Below are 17983 nucleotides of genomic sequence, written 5' to 3' on the forward strand. Positions count from 1 at the left end.
AGGGTTTTGGCAGCAGTTTTAAAAAAAACCTGTAAAACGTTGCCTTCCATCAAAGGAGCCTTGCAGCGTTTAATACCATTATTCCCACAAACAAAAAGCCCGAAGGGAGGACCTTCGGGCTTTTACATGAATGGGAGGAGAGTTATGCCATAGGCACCCGCTCCAGTTCTTTCCAAGCTAGGGCGGCGGCGCCCATTACGGCGGTATTGTTCAGGCCCAGGCCAGAAGGCAATATTTTCACCTTGCCTTTGAAGATGCTCAGCAGGTTTTTCTCCAGATGGTAGCGTACCGGGTCAAAGAGGAATTCCTCGGCCCTTACCAGTCCGCCAAAGAGGAAGATCGCCTCGGGGCTTAAATGGGCCACGGTATCGGCTAGTTTCATGCCCAGTACCTTGCCGGTATATTCAAAGCAGTCAATCGCGATTTTGTCTCCACGTTTGGCCGCCTGGGTAATCATCTCAGCGGTGAGGTCATTGAAGCTCACCCCGCGCAGTTCACTGTAATCGGTATAATCTGCCAGGAACTTGTACACAGTGCGCTTGATGCCGGTGGCAGAAACGTAGGTCTCCAGACACCCGCGGCGTCCGCAACCGCATACCCGGCCGCTGCCCTTCACGTTCACTAGGGTATGGCCCAGCTCGCCAGCGTTGCCGTCATGGCCGTACACCAGTTCCCCGTTCACCACAATGCCGCTGCCCAGGCCCGTGCCCAGGGTCACCACCACAAAGTTCTTCATGTTCTTGGCGCCGCCGTAGATCATCTCGCCAATGGCCGCCGCGTTGGCGTCATTGGTCAGGTAAACCGGCAGCTTGAAGTACGATTGCAGCAATTCCACCAACGGCACCATGCCGTGCCATTTCAGGTTGGGGGCGTTCTCAATGGTGCCGGTGTAGAAGTTGCCGTTAGGGGCACCTACGCCTAAAGCAACCACCTTGGCTTCATCTTCAATCTTCTTGTATTTAGCCTGCACCTCGGCATAGAGAATGCGCAGGAAATCATGGACGGTTTCCCCTTCCGTGGTTGGAAGTTCGCCCTGGGTTAAAATGATGCCATCACGGTCAATGAACCCGAATTTGGTGTTCGTACCACCGATGTCAATACCTAAAATTACATCCTTCATGAGTGTTAGTAGAGATTGGTGCGGGTAAAGGCACGAGGTCCAATGGGTAGTCGTGCGGGATAAATAGTAATGAGGTGGAAACTTAAGAAGAAACCTCCATTTTGCCAAATATTCCCTTGGTTGCCCGCGTTCCAAGGTTTCCTTCCCCCACCTGTTGCCTCTGATGTATTGGTTTTTTAAAAACTGAATCTTCCCATTAAACAGCGCCTTAGCCAAACGAAATCGTGGAACTTGTACGGACAGGGAAAGAAGCCTGTCTTGGGCAAAGGGTTATGCGTCTGTTTGTTAAAAACAAGCCAGAAAGGAAAGAGAAATAAGGAAAGGCATTCGGCGCCAGGAGGGAAGCTGGGGGGAGAGCCTTCCTTACCAAAAGAGGCAGCGGCCCATTCGGTTTTCCTTTTAAAAGAAGGAAAGGGGATACAGGTGATGGGGAGCCTGTGGCTGACGGGATGATACTGGGGCAGAGGTTTCCGGTAAGAATAGTGTATGTGGGTTTACAGCCTGATTTTTAGAAAATTACCAATTTTCGAAGCCTGTAAATGGCCTTGGGCGCAGGAGGTTTTCAGGGGCAGAATAAATAAATTACCAATGGCTATATTTAACGGGCGGAAGCTGGCAAACCCCGATAAAAATACGTATTTTTGCATGTTAATAATCCACCGAAAACTCAATGAGTGACATCGAACAAAACAACATGACCGCCTATTCCGCAGACAGTATCCAGGTGCTTGAAGGCTTGGAGGCGGTGCGTAAACGGCCCGCCATGTACATCGGCGATATCGGCGTGAAAGGTCTCCACCACCTGGTGTGGGAAGTGGTAGACAATTCCATTGATGAGGCCCTTGCCGGCCACTGTGACGAGATCAGCGTCACCATCCATCCAGACAATTCCATCTCCGTCTCTGACAATGGCCGCGGCATTCCGGTTGACTTCCACCAGAAGGAAGGTCGTTCTGCCCTGGAGGTAGTAATGACGGTGTTGCACGCCGGCGGTAAATTTGACAAAGATTCCTATAAAGTCTCCGGCGGTTTGCACGGGGTAGGGGTTTCCTGCGTGAACGCCCTTTCCTCTGACCTGCACGTGACCGTGCACCGCAACGGCAAGCTCTATGAGCAGCATTATAATATTGGGGTGCCAGCTTATCCGGTACGCGAGATTGGCACTACGGAGAAAAGAGGGACCACGGTCCATTTCCAGCCAGACGCCAGCATCTTCACCACTACAGAATATAAATACGAGACGGTGGCCAGCCGTTTGCGGGAGCTTTCTTTCCTGAACAAGGGCATCCGGATCAACCTCACAGACCTGCGCGAGGAAGTAACCCCGGGCGAGTTCCTTTTTGAGTCTTTCTATTCAGAAGGCGGTCTGCGGGAGTTTGTGGCCTATATTGAGGAAACCAGGGTTAACCTGATCCCAGACCCAATCTACGTGGAAAGCGAGAAAGGCGGTATTCCGGTAGAGATCGCCTTGAACTACAACACCTCCTATACAGAGAACATCTTCTCGTACGTGAACAACATCAACACCCATGAGGGCGGTACCCACGTAGCCGGTTTCAGAAGGGCCTTGACGCGTACTCTGAAAAGCTACGCTGAGAAATCAGGCATGCTGGAGAAGGCGAAAGTAGAGATCCAGGGCGATGACTTCCGCGAGGGGTTGACGGCCGTGATCTCGGTGAAAGTGCAGGAACCGCAGTTTGAGGGCCAGACCAAAACCAAGCTGGGTAACTCAGACGTGATGGGTGCCGTGGACACGGTGGTAGGGGAGATCCTGAACCGTTTCCTGGAAGAGAACCCCAAAGAAGCCCGTATCATTATCCAGAAGGTGATTCTGGCGGCTCAGGCCCGTCTGGCGGCCCGCAAGGCCCGTGAGATGGTGCAACGCAAGAACGTGATGGGCGGCTCTGGCTTGCCCGGTAAACTAGCCGACTGTTCTGACAATGACCCGGTAAACTGTGAGTTGTACCTGGTAGAGGGTGACTCAGCGGGTGGTTCTGCCAAGCAGGGTCGTGACCGTAAGTTCCAGGCCATTCTGCCTTTGCGCGGTAAGATCCTGAACGTGGAGAAAGCGCAGGAGCACCGCATCTATGAGAACGACGAGATCAAGAACATGATCACCGCCCTGGGCGTAAGCTTCGGCACTCCGGAAGATGAAAAAGCCCTGAACATGGCCAAACTCCGCTACCACAAGGTCATCATCATGACCGATGCGGACGTAGACGGTTCCCACATCAGAACCCTGATTCTTACCTTCTTCTTCCGCTACATGCGGGACCTGATTGACAACGGCTACGTGTACATTGCATTACCGCCGTTGTACCTGGTGAAGAAAGGCAAGGAAGAGCGTTACTGCTGGACTGAACAGGACCGTCTGGAGGCCATTGCCGAACTGGGCAAAGGCAAAGAGGACAGCGTAGGCGTGCAGCGCTACAAAGGTCTTGGTGAGATGAACCCAGAACAGCTCTGGGAAACCACCATGCGCCCAGACACCCGCAGCTTGAAACGCGTATCTGTTGAATCAGCGGCAGAGGCAGACCATTTGTTCTCTATGTTGATGGGCGATGAAGTAGCCCCCCGCCGTGATTTCATTGAGCGCAATGCCAAATACGCCAAAGTAGACGTATAAGCTTCTGCCACCATATTATGTTGGAAGAGCCTGCTATACGCAGGCTTTTCTATTGCGCATGGGCATAAAAAGTCGTTAATTTAGCTAAAGAAGGCAAAAACGGCCAGGCCGCCCTTGCCAGGAAGAAAAGGAATAGACACGTAACGTTGACCACCTGCTATGAACTTAATCAAGGCCTCGGAACAGATCCGAAGAAGTAACTACATCAGCCGTGACCTTAGTTGGTTGCGGTTCAATTACCGGGTGCTGGGTCTGGCGCGGAACCACCAAACCTCGCTTTTTGACAGGATGAAGTTTCTGGCCATCACCGCCTCTAACTTAGATGAGTTCTTCATGATCAGGGTGGGCAGCTTGTACAACTACATAGACTTCGGCAAGGAACGCATTGACTACTCCGGCCTGCGCGAGATCCCCTTCCGCAAGAAACTGCTGGACCTGGCGCACCGCTTCGTGGGCGACCAATGCCAGGCTTATGAAGACCTGCGCGTAGACTTTGACAAGAACGGGTTCAACATCTGCCGCGTAGATGACCTCACCGAGGCCGAGCGAGTGAAAGCCGCCTCTTATTTCAAGAACACCATCTATCCGCTGCTCACCCCCATGGTGTATGACAGCTACCATGGCTTCCCGCTCATGATGAACCAACTGCTCATCTTTGCGGTGGTCACGCGCACATCAGAGGAAGAGAAGCAGCAGAGCCGGGTCACCTTTGTGCAGGTACCGGGGAATCTGACGCGTTTTTTTGAAATCTCCCGCAAAAACAAGATCATCTTCGTGCCCATAGAGGAGATCATCCGCTGGAACATGGACAAGCTGTTCCGCAACGTGGAGATAGAATCGGTGAACCTGTTCCGGATCACGCGCAACGGCGATTTCACTCTGGAGGAAAGTGATGACATGGACCAGGACTTTGTGCAGGAGGTAAAGCAGAAGCTCAAGAACCGTAAGAAAGGCCGCGTGGTACGCCTGGAGGTGGAGCGCACCCCCTCGCCCTACGTCTTGAAGATGCTGAAAGAGCGCTGGAGCATTGACAACGGCAACATCTTTTCCATTGAGAGGCTTATTGACCTGAAAGCCCTGTGGCAAATCGTGAAGCACCCCCATTTCGCGAACAAGATCCAGCGACCCCCTTCGCCGGTGCCGGCGCCCAGTTTGCCGCCCGGGGCCATGGACAACATCTTTGAGTACCTCAAGCACCATGACGTGCTGCTGCACCACCCGTACAACAGCATTGAGCCGGTGGTGTGCCTCTTGGAGAAAGCTGCAGAAGACCCGTACGTGCTGGGGATCAAGCAAACCATTTACCGCCTGGCAGATAACTCACGGGTAACCGCCGCGTTGCTCAAGGCCGCCGAAAACGGCAAGCATGTCTCGGCGCTGTTAGAGGTGAAAGCCAGGTTTGACGAGGAACGGAACCTCAGGGAAGGGGAGAAGTTGGAGAAAGCCGGCTGTTTCGTGATCTACGGCATCAGCAAGTACAAGACGCACACCAAGATGCTCATGATCATCCGGAAGGAAGGGGAGAAGGTGACGCGTTATGTGCACATTGGCAGCGGGAACTACAACGAGCAGACCAGCCGCATGTACACTGATATCAGCCTGCTCACGACGGATGATGTGTACGGCCATGACGTGTCTGAATTCTTCAATGTGATCACCGGGCACTCGTACCCAGAGAACTATGAATATCTGATCACAGCGCCCAAAGACATGCGGCAGCAGCTCATGGAACTCATCCGGCAGGAGACCCGCAACGCGGAGAACGGTTTACCGGCGGGTATCGTGATCAAGATCAACTCCCTGGAAGACAAGGAAGTCATTGACGAATTCTATGCCGCTTCCCAGGCCGGGGTGCAGGTCCGGCTTATTGTGCGCGGCATCTGCTGCCTGCGGCCGGGCCGCGAAGGGTTGAGTGAGAACATCCAAGTAAGCTCAATTGTAGGGGAATACTTGGAGCATGCGCGCCTGTTCTATTTCCATAACAACGGAAACCCCCAGGTGCTGGGCGGCAGCGCCGATATCATGGTACGCAGCTTTGAGCGCCGCATTGAGGCCCTCTTCCACATTGTGCACGAAGACCTGAAGCGCCAGACCATCAATATCCTGCGCTACAACCTCATGGACAACCAGAATTCCTACATCATGCGCGAAGACGGTTCCTACATCAAACGGCAACCCGCCGAGGGAGAGGAGCCATTCAACATGCACAAGGAATTCTACCACCTATCCATGGATACGGAGGTGGATAGCTGTCTTTTTTAAACTTGTTTTTAAAGAAAGACCTCTGAAACGGAGGCAACAGCAACGGGTAACAGGAGGGCAAGGGCTATGTCTTACCTTGCTGGTATCCTGTCTAGATCAGTTGATAACCCAGGGGCCGCCAATTTCAACTGGCGGCCCCTGGGCTTTTTTCTTTAAGAAGAAGATCAACTGTCTAATTTGAAATGGTGTTGCGTGGGGCCCTGGTGGCGCTCATACAGAGACTGAAGAATACCATCTTTCAGACCAACCTGGGGAACCAACATACTTTCCACGTGGGCCCATTTCATGGCCGAAAGGTAGATCTCAGCGGCCGGCACGATTACATCGGCGCGGTCAGCGTTCAGGAGCATCACCTTTACCCGCTCTTCCATGGAATGGCAGGAGATCCGGTCCACCACTTCCTCAATCTGCTTCCTGAATATGGGCTTGCCGCCCATCTTGCCGGCCATGTCATAGATCTTGTTGATGTTACCCCCGGTGCCAATGGCGCGGGTAACGTGGTGGAGTTTGGCTTTCTCCGTGACCCAGGCCTGCATGTACTGCCATATCTCCATGGACTCGTCGCCCTGCATGTGCCGGATAGAGCCCTGCTCAAAAGACTGCGAGGCCACCTTCATGCGGTTCACGTAGATGTTGAACTCGGTGCTTCCGCCGCCCACGTCAATGTGCAGGTAATTGCGGTCGTCCAGTTGCTGCCGGATGACCAGGTTGATCAGGTCGGCCTCGGTGACCCCGTCAATAACCTGGATCCGCAGGCCCACGCGCTTGTGCACCTCGGCAATGATCTCTGGGGCATTCTTAGCCGACCTCATGGCCGAGGTGGCGCAGACCATGAAATCATGCACCTCGTGCACCTCCATAAGAAGGTGAAGGGCCTGCAGCAGTTTGATGAATTTTTCAGCCTTGGGCCGGGAGATCACCCCAGACGCGAACACGTCTTCGCCCAGCCGCATGGGGTACCGGATGTATTCTACCCGTTTAAACAGGGTGTGGTCTTCAAACTTAAAGATGTTGGAAATCTGGCACCTTACTGCGTTAGATCCTATGTCAATGGCAGCAAGTCTTAGGAATGGTTCAGTAGATTCTGGCATACGCTTGTAAAAATAGAACCAAAACCCTAAACCTGTTACCATGCCGCCGCGGTTTTTGTGGTATTTCTGCAAAATGCAGAAAAAACCAGCAGGCCAAAGGAGACAGCTCTGGGACGTTTGACCACCGGATGGGAGGGGACCCTCGGGGCAAAATATTACGCCTGAAATAGGCAATTATGAAAAAATGTAATACCTTAGCATAAGAACGGTCTCCAGACAGGAAGGCCGTTCTTCTTTTTTAATCGTTGTACTAACCCATTAAAAATATGGCAACAGTATCTTACTACACCCCGGAGGGATTGCAGAAGCTCAAAGAAGAGTTACATGAACTGAAGACGAAAGGACGGTCAGAAGTGGCGCGTCAGTTGGCGGAGGCGCGTGACAAGGGGGACCTGAGTGAGAACGCTGAATATGATGCGGCCAAAGATGCCCAAGGCCATCTTGAATTGAAGATCTCTAAACTGGAAGAGGTGTTGGGCAATGCCCGCCTCATAGATGAATCAAACCTGGACCTCACCAAAGCCCTCATTCTCTCTAAGGTAAAACTGAAGAACCTGGGCAATAACATGGAAATGCTCTACACCCTGGTGGCCGAAGAAGAGGCAAACCTGGCGGCTGGCAAAATCTCCGTGAAATCACCCATTGGCAAAGGCTTGTTAGGCAAGTCAGTAGGGGAGATCGCTGAGATCACCGTGCCAGCTGGTAAACTGCGTTTTGAGATCCTGGAAATATCGCGCTAACCGTTAGGCTATGGAAACCATTTTCTCTAAGATCATCAAAGGCGAGATCCCTGCCTATAAGGTGCTGGAAGATGAGCGTTTTGTAGCGTTTCTAGATGCCTTCCCGTTGGTGAAGGGCCACACCTTGGTTATTCCCAAAGAGCCGGTAGACTATATCTTTGACCTGGACCCAGACACGCTGGGCGATTTGCATAAATTTGCCCAAAAAGTAGCGGTGGGTCTGAAAAAGGTGATTCCCTGCCAGCGGATTAGTGTGGCGGTAGCGGGCCTGGAAGTGCCCCATGCCCATATCCACCTCATACCCATGAATCAGATCTCTGATCTGAGCTTCAGCAATCCTAAACTTAAACTGGAGGCGGAGGAAATGGAGGGGATTGCCGGCCAGATAAAGCAGGCGCTTAAAGTGGGCGGCAGCACCTAGCAGGTAATCTCCGTTGGAAGCGTATCAAAGCAAAGGCAACAAGCCAGGCTTAGGTAGTTCGCTCCGTTTTAGGCAGTTTTTGGATAAACTTTCCTAAAACGGAGCGAATTCCCTTAATACCCTATCAAGAAGGGGCTGTCAGGAGAGGTTATTTAGACATCCGGTCTGGATTTTCCGTGAGGAAAGCCTTCCATGATTTTCCCCCGGCCTTTTGATTGGCTCCTTGGGAGTAATGGTGGCAGAGCGCAACCGCCAGGGCATCCGTTGAATCTAAAAACTTAGGGGCTTCTTTGATCTTGAGGATCTGAAGCAGCATAGCGGCCACCTGTTCTTTGGAGGCGTTCCCGTTGCCGGTCACTGATTGTTTGATTTTCTTTGGGGCATATTCCACGTACGGAATGTCACGGGAAAGAGCCGCCGCAATGGCCACCCCTTGGGCCCGGCCCAGTTTCAGCATAGATTGCACGTTGGTGCCGTAGAAAGGGGCCTCAATAGCCATCTCGTCGGGCAGGTATTCCGTGATCAAGCGCAGGGTGCTGTCAAAGATCTTTTTTAGCTTTACGGCGTGGTTGCTGTAACTCTTGAGCTGGAGAACCCCGTACTGGAGAACTGTGATTTTGGCGCCGTTCACCTCAATGAGGCCATAGCCCATGACATTAGTGCCAGGGTCAATGCCTAAGATTAACTTATTATTCGGAAGAACTGCGGAGGAATGAATCATGAAGGGCAAAAATACGAACAATCTGCCAAACTGCGGGTATCGCGGCGGCATTTGGTGCTGCTAGGCAAGCTGCTTGTCCTGGGGCTCACGCTCTACTACCTCCGTCAGGCCATTCTGGAAGCCAGCACCCATTCTACTTTTTCCTGGGGAACCCTGCGGCAAATCTGGGAGACCAAGGGGGTGGCCCTGTTTCTGGCGGTAACCCTGCTGCCCGTGAACTGGGGCGTGGAGGCCTATAAGTGGCAGTACCTCTCCAAGAAACTGGAGAAAACCTCTTTCCTGGAGGCGTACCGTGCCGTGTTGGTGGGCCTTACCCTGGGTTTTGTGACCCCCAACCGCATGGGGGATTACGCCGGCAGAATCCTGTCTTTGCACCAACCCCACCGGGCAGATGCCATTGGCGCCATTCTGCTGGGTAGGCTGTGCCAGCTGTATGCCACCGTGTTGGTAGGCTCAGGGGCTATTGCGTATTTCACTTTCAAATACTATGTTCCCTTGGCCTCTCCGGCGGGTTTCTCTATCTGCCTGGCCTTGCTGCTGTTGAACGGATGGGCGTTGGCGCTGTTGTTCAGTTTTCATTGGGCGGTGGCGCTGCTAACCCGGGTCTCCTTCCTGCGGAAATGGGTCCATTATTTCTCCGTAATGGGCACCTATTCCCCTGCTGAGTTAACCAGGGTCCTGCTGGTTTCAGGGGCGAGGTACGGGGTGTTCATGGCGCAGTTTGTAGCCTTGCTCTGGGCCTTTGGCGTGCACCTAACGGCGGAAGAATACGTGTGGGGAGTAGGGGCTACGTTCCTGCTCAAATCTGCGGTGCCCTCTATCAATGCGTTGGCAGACATTGGCATGCGGGAGCTCTCGGCCATGCATTTCTTCGGGCTCATGGGGCAGGACACGCTGCTGGTGCTGGGCGCCAGCCTCACCCTCTGGACTTTGAACATTGCTTTGCCAAGTTTCCTGGGTCTGGTGTTCGTGCTGCCCCTTAAACTTTCCCCTTCCCGATGAGCCTGCTGGTGTTGTTCCTGGTGGTGGTCTATGCCGGTATTGTGCTACGGTGCTGGTACGCCTGGAAAACCCTGCCGGAAGTTGAATTAAACCCTCAAACGCCCACCACCTTTTTCACGGTGATCCTGCCGGTGCGCAACGAGGCCCACAACCTGCTGGCCCTGCTGCGGGACCTGGAAGGACAGCAATATCCTGCCCACCAGTTTGAGGTGCTGGTGGTAGATGACCATTCTGAAGATGGCACGCCAGACGTGGTGCGGCAGTTCCAGGAATCCAGCGACCTTCCCCTTCGGCTCCTGTTGTTGAGCCATTTTCCGGGAAAGAGGCAGAAAAAGGCGGCTGTAGAAATTGGCATCTCTTATGCTAAGGGGGATTGGATCGCCTGCACCGACGGGGATTGCCGGCTCTCACCGCTTTGGCTTCAGGCATTGAACCAAGTGAGGCAGAACCAAAAGCCAAAATTCATCAGTGGCCCCGTGGTCTATTCTCCGTTGGGTACTTTTTGGGAGCGGCTGCAGGCCCTGGAGTTCTCGGCTTTGGTGGGGGTGGGCGCCGCCTCCATCGCCTTGCAGAAACCTACCATGTGCAATGGCGCCAACCTGGCCTATGAAAAGGCCGCTTTCTACGCCGTAGAGGGCTATGCCGGAAATGAACAAGTCCCTTCCGGCGACGATGAGTTTTTGCTACATAAAATCCATCAGCGGTTTCCCGGGCAGGTAGCTTTCGCCAAAGCCAAAGAAGCCCTAGTCCAGACACCGGCGGCCGCTTCAGTGACCCAATTCGTGAACCAAAGGATCAGGTGGGCGAGCAAATGGCGGCATTATGAGACCCTTTCCTCGCAGATGCTGGCGGTAGTGGTGTTAGGGGCCAATGTGGCAGTCATGGGCACTTTGGGGGCTGCTCTTGCCCAAACTTGGGAATGGTCTTTTTTCATGATCGTATTACTACTGAAATTGGGTGCTGATGCCGTACTTTTAAACCAAATATTGGGGTTTTACCATAAAAAGAAGCTACTTTCGCTTCTTTGGTTCTTACAACTGGTGTATGTGCCTTATATCCTATTAAGTTCTTTTCTAGGATGGAAAGGGAAGTACCACTGGAAGGGCCGGCAACTAAGAACGGCATGACAGATCAGGAATTCGATATCATAGATGAGCTCTATTTTGTTACCTCTTTTGAAGAACTGCGGCAAAAGCTTCAGATGCCGGAACCAGAGCTGCGTCACGCTTTGAGGAGCCTGGTAGGCATGAACTTTGTCAAGTGCCTGTTTCCCAACCAGGACTCAGAGGTGCCTTTTGACCCGGAGCATTTTGACCGGGAAGGCCACCGGTATTATTTCCTGGCAACCAAAGAAGGGCTGCTTGCCCATAACCTGAGGTGATGGCCCCCGGCCTCTGAAAAACTTTTTATAGGGAAAGATGTTCCGTTTTCTGTCCCCGGGCCCGGCCGTTGAAGACCGTTTCACTGGTGTTTTTACAGAAACAGCATATAAGAGTAACCCTTCTGGGCGTTTTAACTGAGTAAAACTGTACCTGTGCTTGGTTCCTGAAGCAGGTTGTTTAGGTTTGAGGGGAATTTGGAGGGAAGGAGCCATTAATGTCTATAACTAATGTCAGATTTGAAGTTTCCTACAGTTGAGCAAGAGTTAAACCTGAAGAAGTTGGAGCTGGCAGCACTGTTGGAAATCACCAAAGCCATCAATAACAACCTTCCGGAGGAAGCGCTGTACAAGATCTACCATTTCACCCTTTTAGCCCAACTCAACATCAGAAGGCTTTCCCTTTTCCTGATTGATGAGGAATGGGAATGCAAGGTCTGTTTCGGCACCTCGCATAATTTCAGGGAGATTGAATTACCGCCCGCCATCACGGAGCTGCGGGAAATCTCCTCGCTGGCCACCCTTCAGGTAGACCGGCGGTGGCAGGAGTTTGAGACGGTCATCCCCATCATGCACAACAACCGCATTCTGGCGTTTGTGATGATTGGCAACGTGAACACCTACTATACCACGCTGGGGGCCCTGAGCTTTGTGCAGACCTTGAGCAACATCATTCTGGTGGCCATGGAGAACCGCCGCCTGGAGCGCCACCGGCTTACCCAGGAGGCCATGCGCAAGGAGATTGAGATTGCCCGCGAGGTACAGAACATGCTCTTCCCTAAGGCACTGCCCAACAACCAGGATGTCACCATCCATGCCACTTATATCCCGCACTCTTCCATTGGCGGTGATTACTATGATTTTATTCCCATAGACCAGGACCAGTTCCTGTTCTGCGTGGCAGACGTGTCAGGGAAAGGCGTACCAGCCTCTTTGCTGATGTCTAATTTCCAGGCCGGTCTGCGCACCATCTTGCGGCAGACCACCAACCTTTTTACCGTGGTGCGGGAGTTGAATGACCTTATTTACCGCAACGCCATCGCGGAGAAGTTTATCACCTGTTTTCTGGGAATCTACAACAGAAACACCCGCGAGCTAAGTTACGTGAATGCCGGGCACAACGCGTCCATCCTCCTTTTTGAGGATAATTCTTACCAGTTGCTGGAGGAAGGGTGCACCATGTTGGGTATTCTGGATGAGCTGCCGTTTCTGAACGTGACCACGGTTTTTGTGCCGCACAACTCAATTGTGTTCTGCTATACAGATGGCCTCACAGAGGTTTTCAACTTTGAGGAGGATGAGTTCGGGATTGAGAACACGATCAGGGTCTTGCAGGACTGCCGGTTTGTGAGCTCCAAAAACATCCACCGGCACCTGTTGCAGGAAATCAATAGCTACAACAGTGGCACCTCGTTCAGTGATGACATCACGCTGCTTTCGTGCCGGTTTAAGTAAAGTATCCTGTAAATTGAATTAAGAGCTTTATAATCAAGTAATTTAAAAGGAAAGGCTGGGCTTGTTTTTAACGTTTTTTCCAAAAAATAGCCCCGAAATCTGACAGGAAAAAGTAGGAGGGGAGGCAGGGCGTGGGAACCTTGCCGGCCACTGCGTCACCATAAAACTTACCATATCCAGTGATCCGTTTCCACCAGCGTCCGCCCGTGCTGCCTTGGTTTTTGCCCAAGGTGTGGTGGGACAGAGCGGGTGCTGAAAAGACCCTTTACCTCACCTTTGATGACGGCCCTATTCCAGAAGTGACACCCTTCGTACTGGAGCAACTGGCCCTTTTTGGGGCCCAAGCTACTTTCTTCTGCGTGGGCGAGAACCTGGAACGCCATGCGGCTGTGGCCAAGCAAGCATTAGCTCAGGGGCACCGGTTGGCCAACCATACGCAGCAGCACGTGAAGGCCTGGCACCTGTCGCCGGAGGCGTATCTGGAGCAGGTAGCGCAATGCCAGGCGGTATTGAAAGAACTTGGCGCAGAAACGGCAGGCCCTAAACTATTCAGGCCCCCTTATGGGCAAATGACCCCGTGGCACCTACGGCTGCTACAACCCGCCTATCAGGTGGTGATGTGGAACATGCTCACCTATGATTTTGACGAAACCTTGTCGCCGGAAACATGTTTACGAAAAGCGGTTTCCTTTTGCAAGCCGGGTTCTGTGGTGGTGTTCCATGACAGCCTGAAGGCCGAAAAGAACCTGCGGTATGTGTTGCCCCGGCTCTTGCGCCATTTCTCTGACCAAGGCTTTTCCTTTAAAACCCTCTAGCAGATGCTTTTTTCCTCGGTTTTCCTGGTCGTGTACTTCCTGCTTTTCCTGGCCCTGCTGGGGTTGTGGGGAAGCCGGAAACCAAAAGCGGTACCACTTCTCCAGGAATTCCCCCGGGTAAGCATCCTCATCGCCGCGCGGAACGAGGAAGAGAATATCCATACCTGCCTCACCGCTATCAGCCGTCTACACTACCCCAAAGACAAACTGGAGGTGTTGGTGGGTGATGACCGTTCCTCAGACCAAACCAGGCATCTGGTGGAACAGTTTTCCCAAGATCATCCCTACGTGCGGTGCCTGCCCATTCTGGAAACCCTCCCCAATACCAAAGGCAAAGCGAACGTGTTGGCCCAACTGGCGCACCACGCCACCACCGAGTACTTCTTCATCACCGATGCTGATATTGAGGTGCCAACCACCTGGGTGGAAACCATGCTCCAACACCTGAAGCCCTGGACCGGCATTGTGACGGGTATCACCACCACCAAAGGGGGAAGCCTCTTTGAGCGGCTGCAAACCCTGGATTGGCTGTATAACCTGGGCCTCATGCAGGTAGTGGCCGATCAGGGAGTACCCGTGTCTACCATGGGAAACAACATGCTGGTGACGCGTCAGGCGTATGAGGGTGTGGGTGGATTTGAGGGAATCCCCTTTTCCATCACCGAAGACGTGCAGCTTTTCCGGCAGGTTTTAGAAAAAGGCTTTAAAACCGGCAACGTGTACGATCCAGCGGTATTGGCTTGGTCTGCCCCGGCCCCCAACCTGGGAACCTTGTTGCACCAGCGGCGGCGGTGGATGCGGGGCTCAGTGCATTTGCCCTGGTACATGCTGCTTTTGTTTGTGGTGCATTCCTCTTACTACCCGGTCTGGCTGCCGTACTTTCTGCATACTTCCATGGGAGTCTTTGCCGCTATTTTTGCTTTCAAGGTTCTGCTCCAAAGCCTCTTTGTACTGGTGTGTGCCCATCGGGTGGGGGTGAAAGTGAAAGGGCTGGACCTTTTCTTTTTGGAATTCTATCTCTTGTTCACTTCAATGGTGTTGATCATTTTTTTCTTCCTGCCCCTAAAGATCCGGTGGAAGGGAAGGCTATATTAAGAGAACTGGAAACAGAATTATTTATCTTTGCCTTTTTACGCCTGTTTCTTTTAAACAAGCCTAGAAACAGGTTCAGCAGAAGCCATATCCATGACCTATATAGATTCGCACGCGCATGTGTTTTCCCCTGAGTTTTTACAGGACCGGGAGGAAATGCTGCAACGTGCCCTTGATGCCCATGTGGCGGAGGTGTACATGCCCAACATAGACTTAGCCTCTATTCCTGCCATGTTGGAAATTGAGAAAAACCACCCGTGGTGCCACGCGCTTTTAGGCCTTCATCCCTGCCATGTGTTCCAGGATTACAAGGAAGTTTTAGCTGAAATGGAAGAGTGGCTGGAGCGGCGACCTTTTAAAGGAATAGGTGAGACGGGTCTGGATTATTACTGGGACAAGACCTTTGTGCAGGAGCAGAAAGAGGCGCTGCGCATTCAGTGCGGGTGGGCCAAACGCCTCCAAATCCCTATTGTGCTGCACACCCGAGACGCCTTCCCGGATACCCTGGAGATTATCCGTGAACAGCAGGACGGTACTTTGCGGGGCATTTTCCATTGTTTCTCTGGCAGCGTAGAAGAGGCCCAGGCTGCTGTAGACGTGAACTTCCTGCTGGGCATTGGCGGGGTGAGCACCTTCAAAAATGGGGGCCTGGAACCGGTTTTACAGGCAATTGACTTAAAACACATAGTATTGGAAACCGACAGTCCGTATCTTGCGCCGGTTCCCAAGCGCGGAAGAAGGAATGAGCCTGCTTACCTTCCGTATGTGGCGGCCCGCATTTCAGAAATCAAATCTTGTACTTTAGATGAGGTAGCAGCGGTTACTACGGCCAACGCACAAAACCTCTTTGCCTAATTCTATGAAGTTTTTAAAGGTAAATATCAATACGGCAGCCCCGCGTGACCCAGAGGCTTCCATTTTGCTTATTTACACCGGCGGTACCATAGGCATGGTCTCTGACAAGGAAGACCACCATCTGGTGCCTTTTGATTTTAGTGAGGTCATCCATCGGGTCCCCGAGATCAGGCAGTTCAAGGTTATGCTTACGGTGCTCAGCCTGGACCCGCCTATTGATTCGTCTAATGTGGGCGTAGAACATTGGGTTAAGTTGGCGCAGGTAATCCAGGTGAATTACCATGAGTATGACGGCTTCGTGATCCTGCACGGCACTGATACCATGGCCTACAGCGCCTCGGCCCTGAGCTTTCTGCTTGAGAATTTAGGAAAACCCGTTATTTTCACTGGTGCGCAGGTGCCCATCGGTCGTATGCGCACGGATGCCCGTCGTAACATCATCACCGCCCTGGAAATAGCCTCAGCCCACCGGAAGGGAAGGGCCCTGGTGCCAGAGGTGTCTATTTTCTTCAATACCGTTCTACTGCGGGGTAACCGTTCTACCAAAGTGGAAAGCCGCCATTTTAACGCCTTCCATTCGGGCAAATACCCGCAGTTGGCCAAAGCGGGCATTGACATTGAATACAACAACTCGGTCATTCTGCCGGCGCCATCCCAATCCCTCCGGATTTACCAGGAGCTGGAAAGCCAGGTGGCGGTGATGAAGCTTTTCCCGGGTATCAACCAGTCGTTGGTAGAAGCCATGCTGAAAGCGGAGGGGTTGAAAGGACTGGTGTTGGAAACCTTTGGCGCCGGAAATGCCCCCACCTATCCCTGGTTTCTGAAACTGTTGCGGGAAGCGGTGGACCGGGGCATCACCATTTTGAACGTGTCACAGTGTGAAGAAGGGGAAGTGCACCAAGGCCAATATGAAACCAGCCTCTACCTCAAAGAAATGGGCGTGATTGGGGGGTCTGACATTAGCACCGAAGCTGCCATCACAAAGATGATGTTTGTCCTGGCCCAGGAAGTTCCCCACCCGGAAAAGGTGCGGATGCTGGAGATGGATTTACGCGGGGAAATGACGCTCCGGAACTAAATAGAAAAATGATGGGGCGGGGGTTGCAAATACCGCTCCTTCTGCCTTTCTTTGCATTCCGAAAAAGAAGACCCCGGAGAGGTGTCAGAGTGGTCGAACGAGCACGCCTGGAAAGTGTGTATACTGGTAACGGTATCGAGGGTTCGAATCCCTCCCTCTCCGCTGAAACAAAAAGCCCTGTAAGTTGATACTTGCAGGGCTTTTTGTTTTCTAGTTTATTGATCAGCAAAAAGGACGTCTAAAATAAACAGTACCCAGAGGTGGTAGGCTACCTGAAAGTAAATCCATAAAACTTACCTGGTATTCTGCCTTCCTGGGCAAATGAAGTTGGACCGGCAGCGTCTGTCTTCTGTGGCAAGGTGGCTACCTTTATTGATAATCAGTCCTTCAGAAAAGTCCTGAAGCCTTACTAGCCAAAACTGCCTTGCCTTGGTTGAAGAAAAGAGAAGGCCAAAAGCTTTCTTCGCCTCTCTTTGTTGGGGCCTTAGCTATCTGGAAGTTTAACTCAAGCGGCTTTTCCAGTTATTCCATTTTAGAAGCTGGTTTTGGTTTAAGACGGCTTCTATTTTCTGAAGAAGCTCCTGTCGGCATTTCCTTACCAGGCGCATCTGCCTTTGTTTTACCTCATGCTTCTCCAATTCTGCTTTGAGGGAAGCGCGTAATTTGGCTAGATTTTCTTCCAGCTGTGGTTTCGTTATTTTACCCGCCTTATAAGCTATAATGTACTCTTCCCGCGCAGCGTTCGCTTTGCGCAATAAGTCATGGTGCAGGCTATGGATACGGTCAATGGAGGGGGCTATACAGGCATTATGTTGCTGAACGAACCCTTTGACAGCCGTTTTTTGGTTTTCATCAAGGCCTAAATGCTGGAGCGCGCGCTTCAAGGTCTCCATTTTTTCCTTACTGGTTTCCCGGGGCGTACAGGTAAAGGCAGTAGCCTCAGAGCCAAGTGAAACCTCAGGGGCTTCCAGTTCGGTTAGGTCAACCAGTTGATAATCCGCGGTTGCAAACTCAGTGGTAGCCGGCATTGGGGCTTCCTCTTGCTGGCAGGCGGAAAAAGAAAGAAACACTGGCAAAGCCAGCATGCAACACATCTGTCTCATTTTCATCATAGGTGTAAAGTTTTGGTTCAATAGGATTAGTTTAGTGGGCTTTGGAATTGGGGTAATCTTGGCAAGCCAGAAGCTAGAACAGCCGTTCTATTTTATTGCTTCTGGCTTTCCTTCTTTAGGAGGTGGGAAAACTGGAAAGGTTAAATGCAGTTGAAAAAAAACTTTGCGGGAAAGAGATTTTTGCTTGATAGTGGAGGAACCGGTACTTCCTGAAA

General features: G+C 52.2%; 16 protein-coding genes and 1 tRNA gene. 13 read left to right on the forward strand and 4 right to left on the reverse strand.

What is annotated here, in order from left to right; genetic code table 11:
- Positions 1-142: 142 nt before the first annotated feature.
- On the reverse strand, positions 143-1120 hold the full coding sequence (locus tag FOE74_RS16565) for an ROK family protein (protein WP_149099754.1): 978 nt from the start codon (positions 1118-1120) through the stop codon (positions 143-145).
- A 670-nt stretch (positions 1121-1790) separates the two neighbouring features.
- On the opposite strand from FOE74_RS16565, the gene gyrB reads away from it, so the two are divergent.
- Both gyrB and ppk1 read left to right on the forward strand, forming a co-directional pair.
- Positions 1791-3746: a DNA topoisomerase (ATP-hydrolyzing) subunit B gene (gyrB, locus tag FOE74_RS16570; protein ID WP_149099755.1), complete on the forward strand. Its 1956-nt coding sequence runs from the start codon at positions 1791-1793 to the stop codon at positions 3744-3746.
- Between the two features lie 159 nt (positions 3747-3905).
- A complete protein-coding gene (ppk1, locus tag FOE74_RS16575) occupies positions 3906-6008 on the forward strand; it encodes a polyphosphate kinase 1 (protein WP_149099756.1) in 2103 nt (700 codons plus the stop codon).
- A gap of 164 nt (positions 6009-6172) precedes the next feature.
- On the opposite strand, the gene FOE74_RS16580 is transcribed toward ppk1, so the two are convergent.
- Positions 6173-7099: a Ppx/GppA phosphatase family protein gene (locus FOE74_RS16580; protein ID WP_149099757.1), complete on the reverse strand. Its 927-nt coding sequence runs from the start codon at positions 7097-7099 to the stop codon at positions 6173-6175.
- A 266-nt stretch (positions 7100-7365) separates the two neighbouring features.
- On the opposite strand from FOE74_RS16580, the gene greA reads away from it, so the two are divergent.
- Positions 7366-7839 carry a transcription elongation factor GreA gene (gene greA, locus FOE74_RS16585; protein ID WP_062545562.1) on the forward strand — a complete coding sequence of 158 codons (474 nt, stop codon included), beginning with the start codon at positions 7366-7368 and terminating at the stop codon, positions 7837-7839.
- 10 nt (positions 7840-7849) lie between these two features.
- The gene (locus FOE74_RS16590) at positions 7850-8260 is read left to right on the forward strand and encodes an HIT family protein (protein ID WP_149099758.1); all 411 of its coding nucleotides are present in this window, start codon (positions 7850-7852) and stop codon (positions 8258-8260) included.
- Positions 8261-8408: 148 nt separating this feature from the next.
- On the opposite strand, the gene ruvC is transcribed toward FOE74_RS16590, so the two are convergent.
- Complete coding sequence (gene ruvC / locus FOE74_RS16595) at positions 8409-8981, reverse strand: crossover junction endodeoxyribonuclease RuvC (RefSeq protein ID WP_149099759.1); 573 nt, start codon at positions 8979-8981, stop codon at positions 8409-8411.
- On the opposite strand from ruvC, the gene FOE74_RS16600 reads away from it, so the two are divergent.
- The 9 genes from FOE74_RS16600 to FOE74_RS16640 all read left to right on the forward strand — a co-directional run bounded on the left by FOE74_RS16600 (position 8973) and on the right by FOE74_RS16640 (position 16818).
- Positions 8973-9983, forward strand: coding sequence for a lysylphosphatidylglycerol synthase transmembrane domain-containing protein (locus FOE74_RS16600; RefSeq protein WP_149099760.1), 1011 nt, complete (start codon positions 8973-8975; stop codon positions 9981-9983). The two genes, ruvC and FOE74_RS16600, sit on opposite strands and share 9 nt — an antisense overlap.
- The gene (locus tag FOE74_RS16605; RefSeq protein ID WP_149099761.1) at positions 9980-11110 is read left to right on the forward strand and encodes a glycosyltransferase; all 1131 of its coding nucleotides are present in this window, start codon (positions 9980-9982) and stop codon (positions 11108-11110) included. The genes FOE74_RS16600 and FOE74_RS16605 overlap by 4 nt, the downstream gene beginning before the upstream one ends.
- A complete protein-coding gene (locus tag FOE74_RS16610; protein ID WP_149099762.1) occupies positions 11107-11364 on the forward strand; it encodes a hypothetical protein in 258 nt (85 codons plus the stop codon). The genes FOE74_RS16605 and FOE74_RS16610 overlap by 4 nt, the downstream gene beginning before the upstream one ends.
- A gap of 228 nt (positions 11365-11592) precedes the next feature.
- On the forward strand, positions 11593-12816 hold the full coding sequence (locus tag FOE74_RS16615; RefSeq protein WP_149099763.1) for a PP2C family protein-serine/threonine phosphatase: 1224 nt from the start codon (positions 11593-11595) through the stop codon (positions 12814-12816).
- Between the two features lie 179 nt (positions 12817-12995).
- Complete coding sequence (locus tag FOE74_RS16620; protein WP_149099764.1) at positions 12996-13631, forward strand: polysaccharide deacetylase family protein; 636 nt, start codon at positions 12996-12998, stop codon at positions 13629-13631.
- A 3-nt stretch (positions 13632-13634) separates the two neighbouring features.
- On the forward strand, positions 13635-14726 hold the full coding sequence (locus FOE74_RS16625; protein ID WP_149099765.1) for a glycosyltransferase: 1092 nt from the start codon (positions 13635-13637) through the stop codon (positions 14724-14726).
- Positions 14727-14816: 90 nt separating this feature from the next.
- Positions 14817-15578, forward strand: coding sequence for a TatD family hydrolase (locus FOE74_RS16630; protein ID WP_149099766.1), 762 nt, complete (start codon positions 14817-14819; stop codon positions 15576-15578).
- Positions 15579-15582: 4 nt separating this feature from the next.
- Entirely contained in the window at positions 15583-16656 is a 1074-nt protein-coding gene (locus FOE74_RS16635) for an asparaginase (RefSeq protein WP_149099767.1), read from the forward strand.
- 75 nt (positions 16657-16731) lie between these two features.
- Positions 16732-16818, forward strand: a tRNA-Ser gene (locus FOE74_RS16640).
- 338 nt (positions 16819-17156) lie between these two features.
- Here FOE74_RS16640 and FOE74_RS21295 read toward each other — a convergent pair.
- Positions 17157-17549 (reverse strand): hypothetical protein, encoded by a 393-nt coding sequence (locus FOE74_RS21295; RefSeq protein ID WP_192576629.1) that lies wholly within the window; start codon positions 17547-17549, stop codon positions 17157-17159.
- Positions 17550-17983: the final 434 nt, after the last annotated feature.

This window comes from Rufibacter glacialis (assembly GCF_008271745.1).
Lineage (GTDB): Bacteria > Bacteroidota > Bacteroidia > Cytophagales > Hymenobacteraceae > Nibribacter > Nibribacter glacialis.

Bases quoted from the DNA above. Each gene is read 5' to 3' on its own strand.
- FOE74_RS16565 (WP_149099754.1), bottom strand. From the start codon at position 1,120: ATGAAGGATGTAATTTTAGGTATTGACATCGGTGGTACGAACACCAAA.
- gyrB (WP_149099755.1), top strand. From the start codon at position 1,791: ATGAGTGACATCGAACAAAACAACATGACCGCCTATTCCGCAGACAGT.
- ppk1 (WP_149099756.1), top strand. From the start codon at position 3,906: ATGAACTTAATCAAGGCCTCGGAACAGATCCGAAGAAGTAACTACATC.
- FOE74_RS16580 (WP_149099757.1), bottom strand. From the start codon at position 7,099: ATGCCAGAATCTACTGAACCATTCCTAAGACTTGCTGCCATTGACATA.
- greA (WP_062545562.1), top strand. From the start codon at position 7,366: ATGGCAACAGTATCTTACTACACCCCGGAGGGATTGCAGAAGCTCAAA.
- FOE74_RS16590 (WP_149099758.1), top strand. From the start codon at position 7,850: ATGGAAACCATTTTCTCTAAGATCATCAAAGGCGAGATCCCTGCCTAT.
- FOE74_RS16600 (WP_149099760.1), top strand. From the start codon at position 8,973: ATGAATCATGAAGGGCAAAAATACGAACAATCTGCCAAACTGCGGGTA.
- ruvC (WP_149099759.1), bottom strand. From the start codon at position 8,981: ATGATTCATTCCTCCGCAGTTCTTCCGAATAATAAGTTAATCTTAGGC.
- FOE74_RS16605 (WP_149099761.1), top strand. From the start codon at position 9,980: ATGAGCCTGCTGGTGTTGTTCCTGGTGGTGGTCTATGCCGGTATTGTG.
- FOE74_RS16610 (WP_149099762.1), top strand. From the start codon at position 11,107: ATGACAGATCAGGAATTCGATATCATAGATGAGCTCTATTTTGTTACC.
- FOE74_RS16615 (WP_149099763.1), top strand. From the start codon at position 11,593: ATGTCAGATTTGAAGTTTCCTACAGTTGAGCAAGAGTTAAACCTGAAG.
- FOE74_RS16625 (WP_149099765.1), top strand. From the start codon at position 13,635: ATGCTTTTTTCCTCGGTTTTCCTGGTCGTGTACTTCCTGCTTTTCCTG.
- FOE74_RS16630 (WP_149099766.1), top strand. From the start codon at position 14,817: ATGACCTATATAGATTCGCACGCGCATGTGTTTTCCCCTGAGTTTTTA.
- FOE74_RS16635 (WP_149099767.1), top strand. From the start codon at position 15,583: ATGAAGTTTTTAAAGGTAAATATCAATACGGCAGCCCCGCGTGACCCA.
- FOE74_RS21295 (WP_192576629.1), bottom strand. From the start codon at position 17,549: ATGGAGACCTTGAAGCGCGCGCTCCAGCATTTAGGCCTTGATGAAAAC.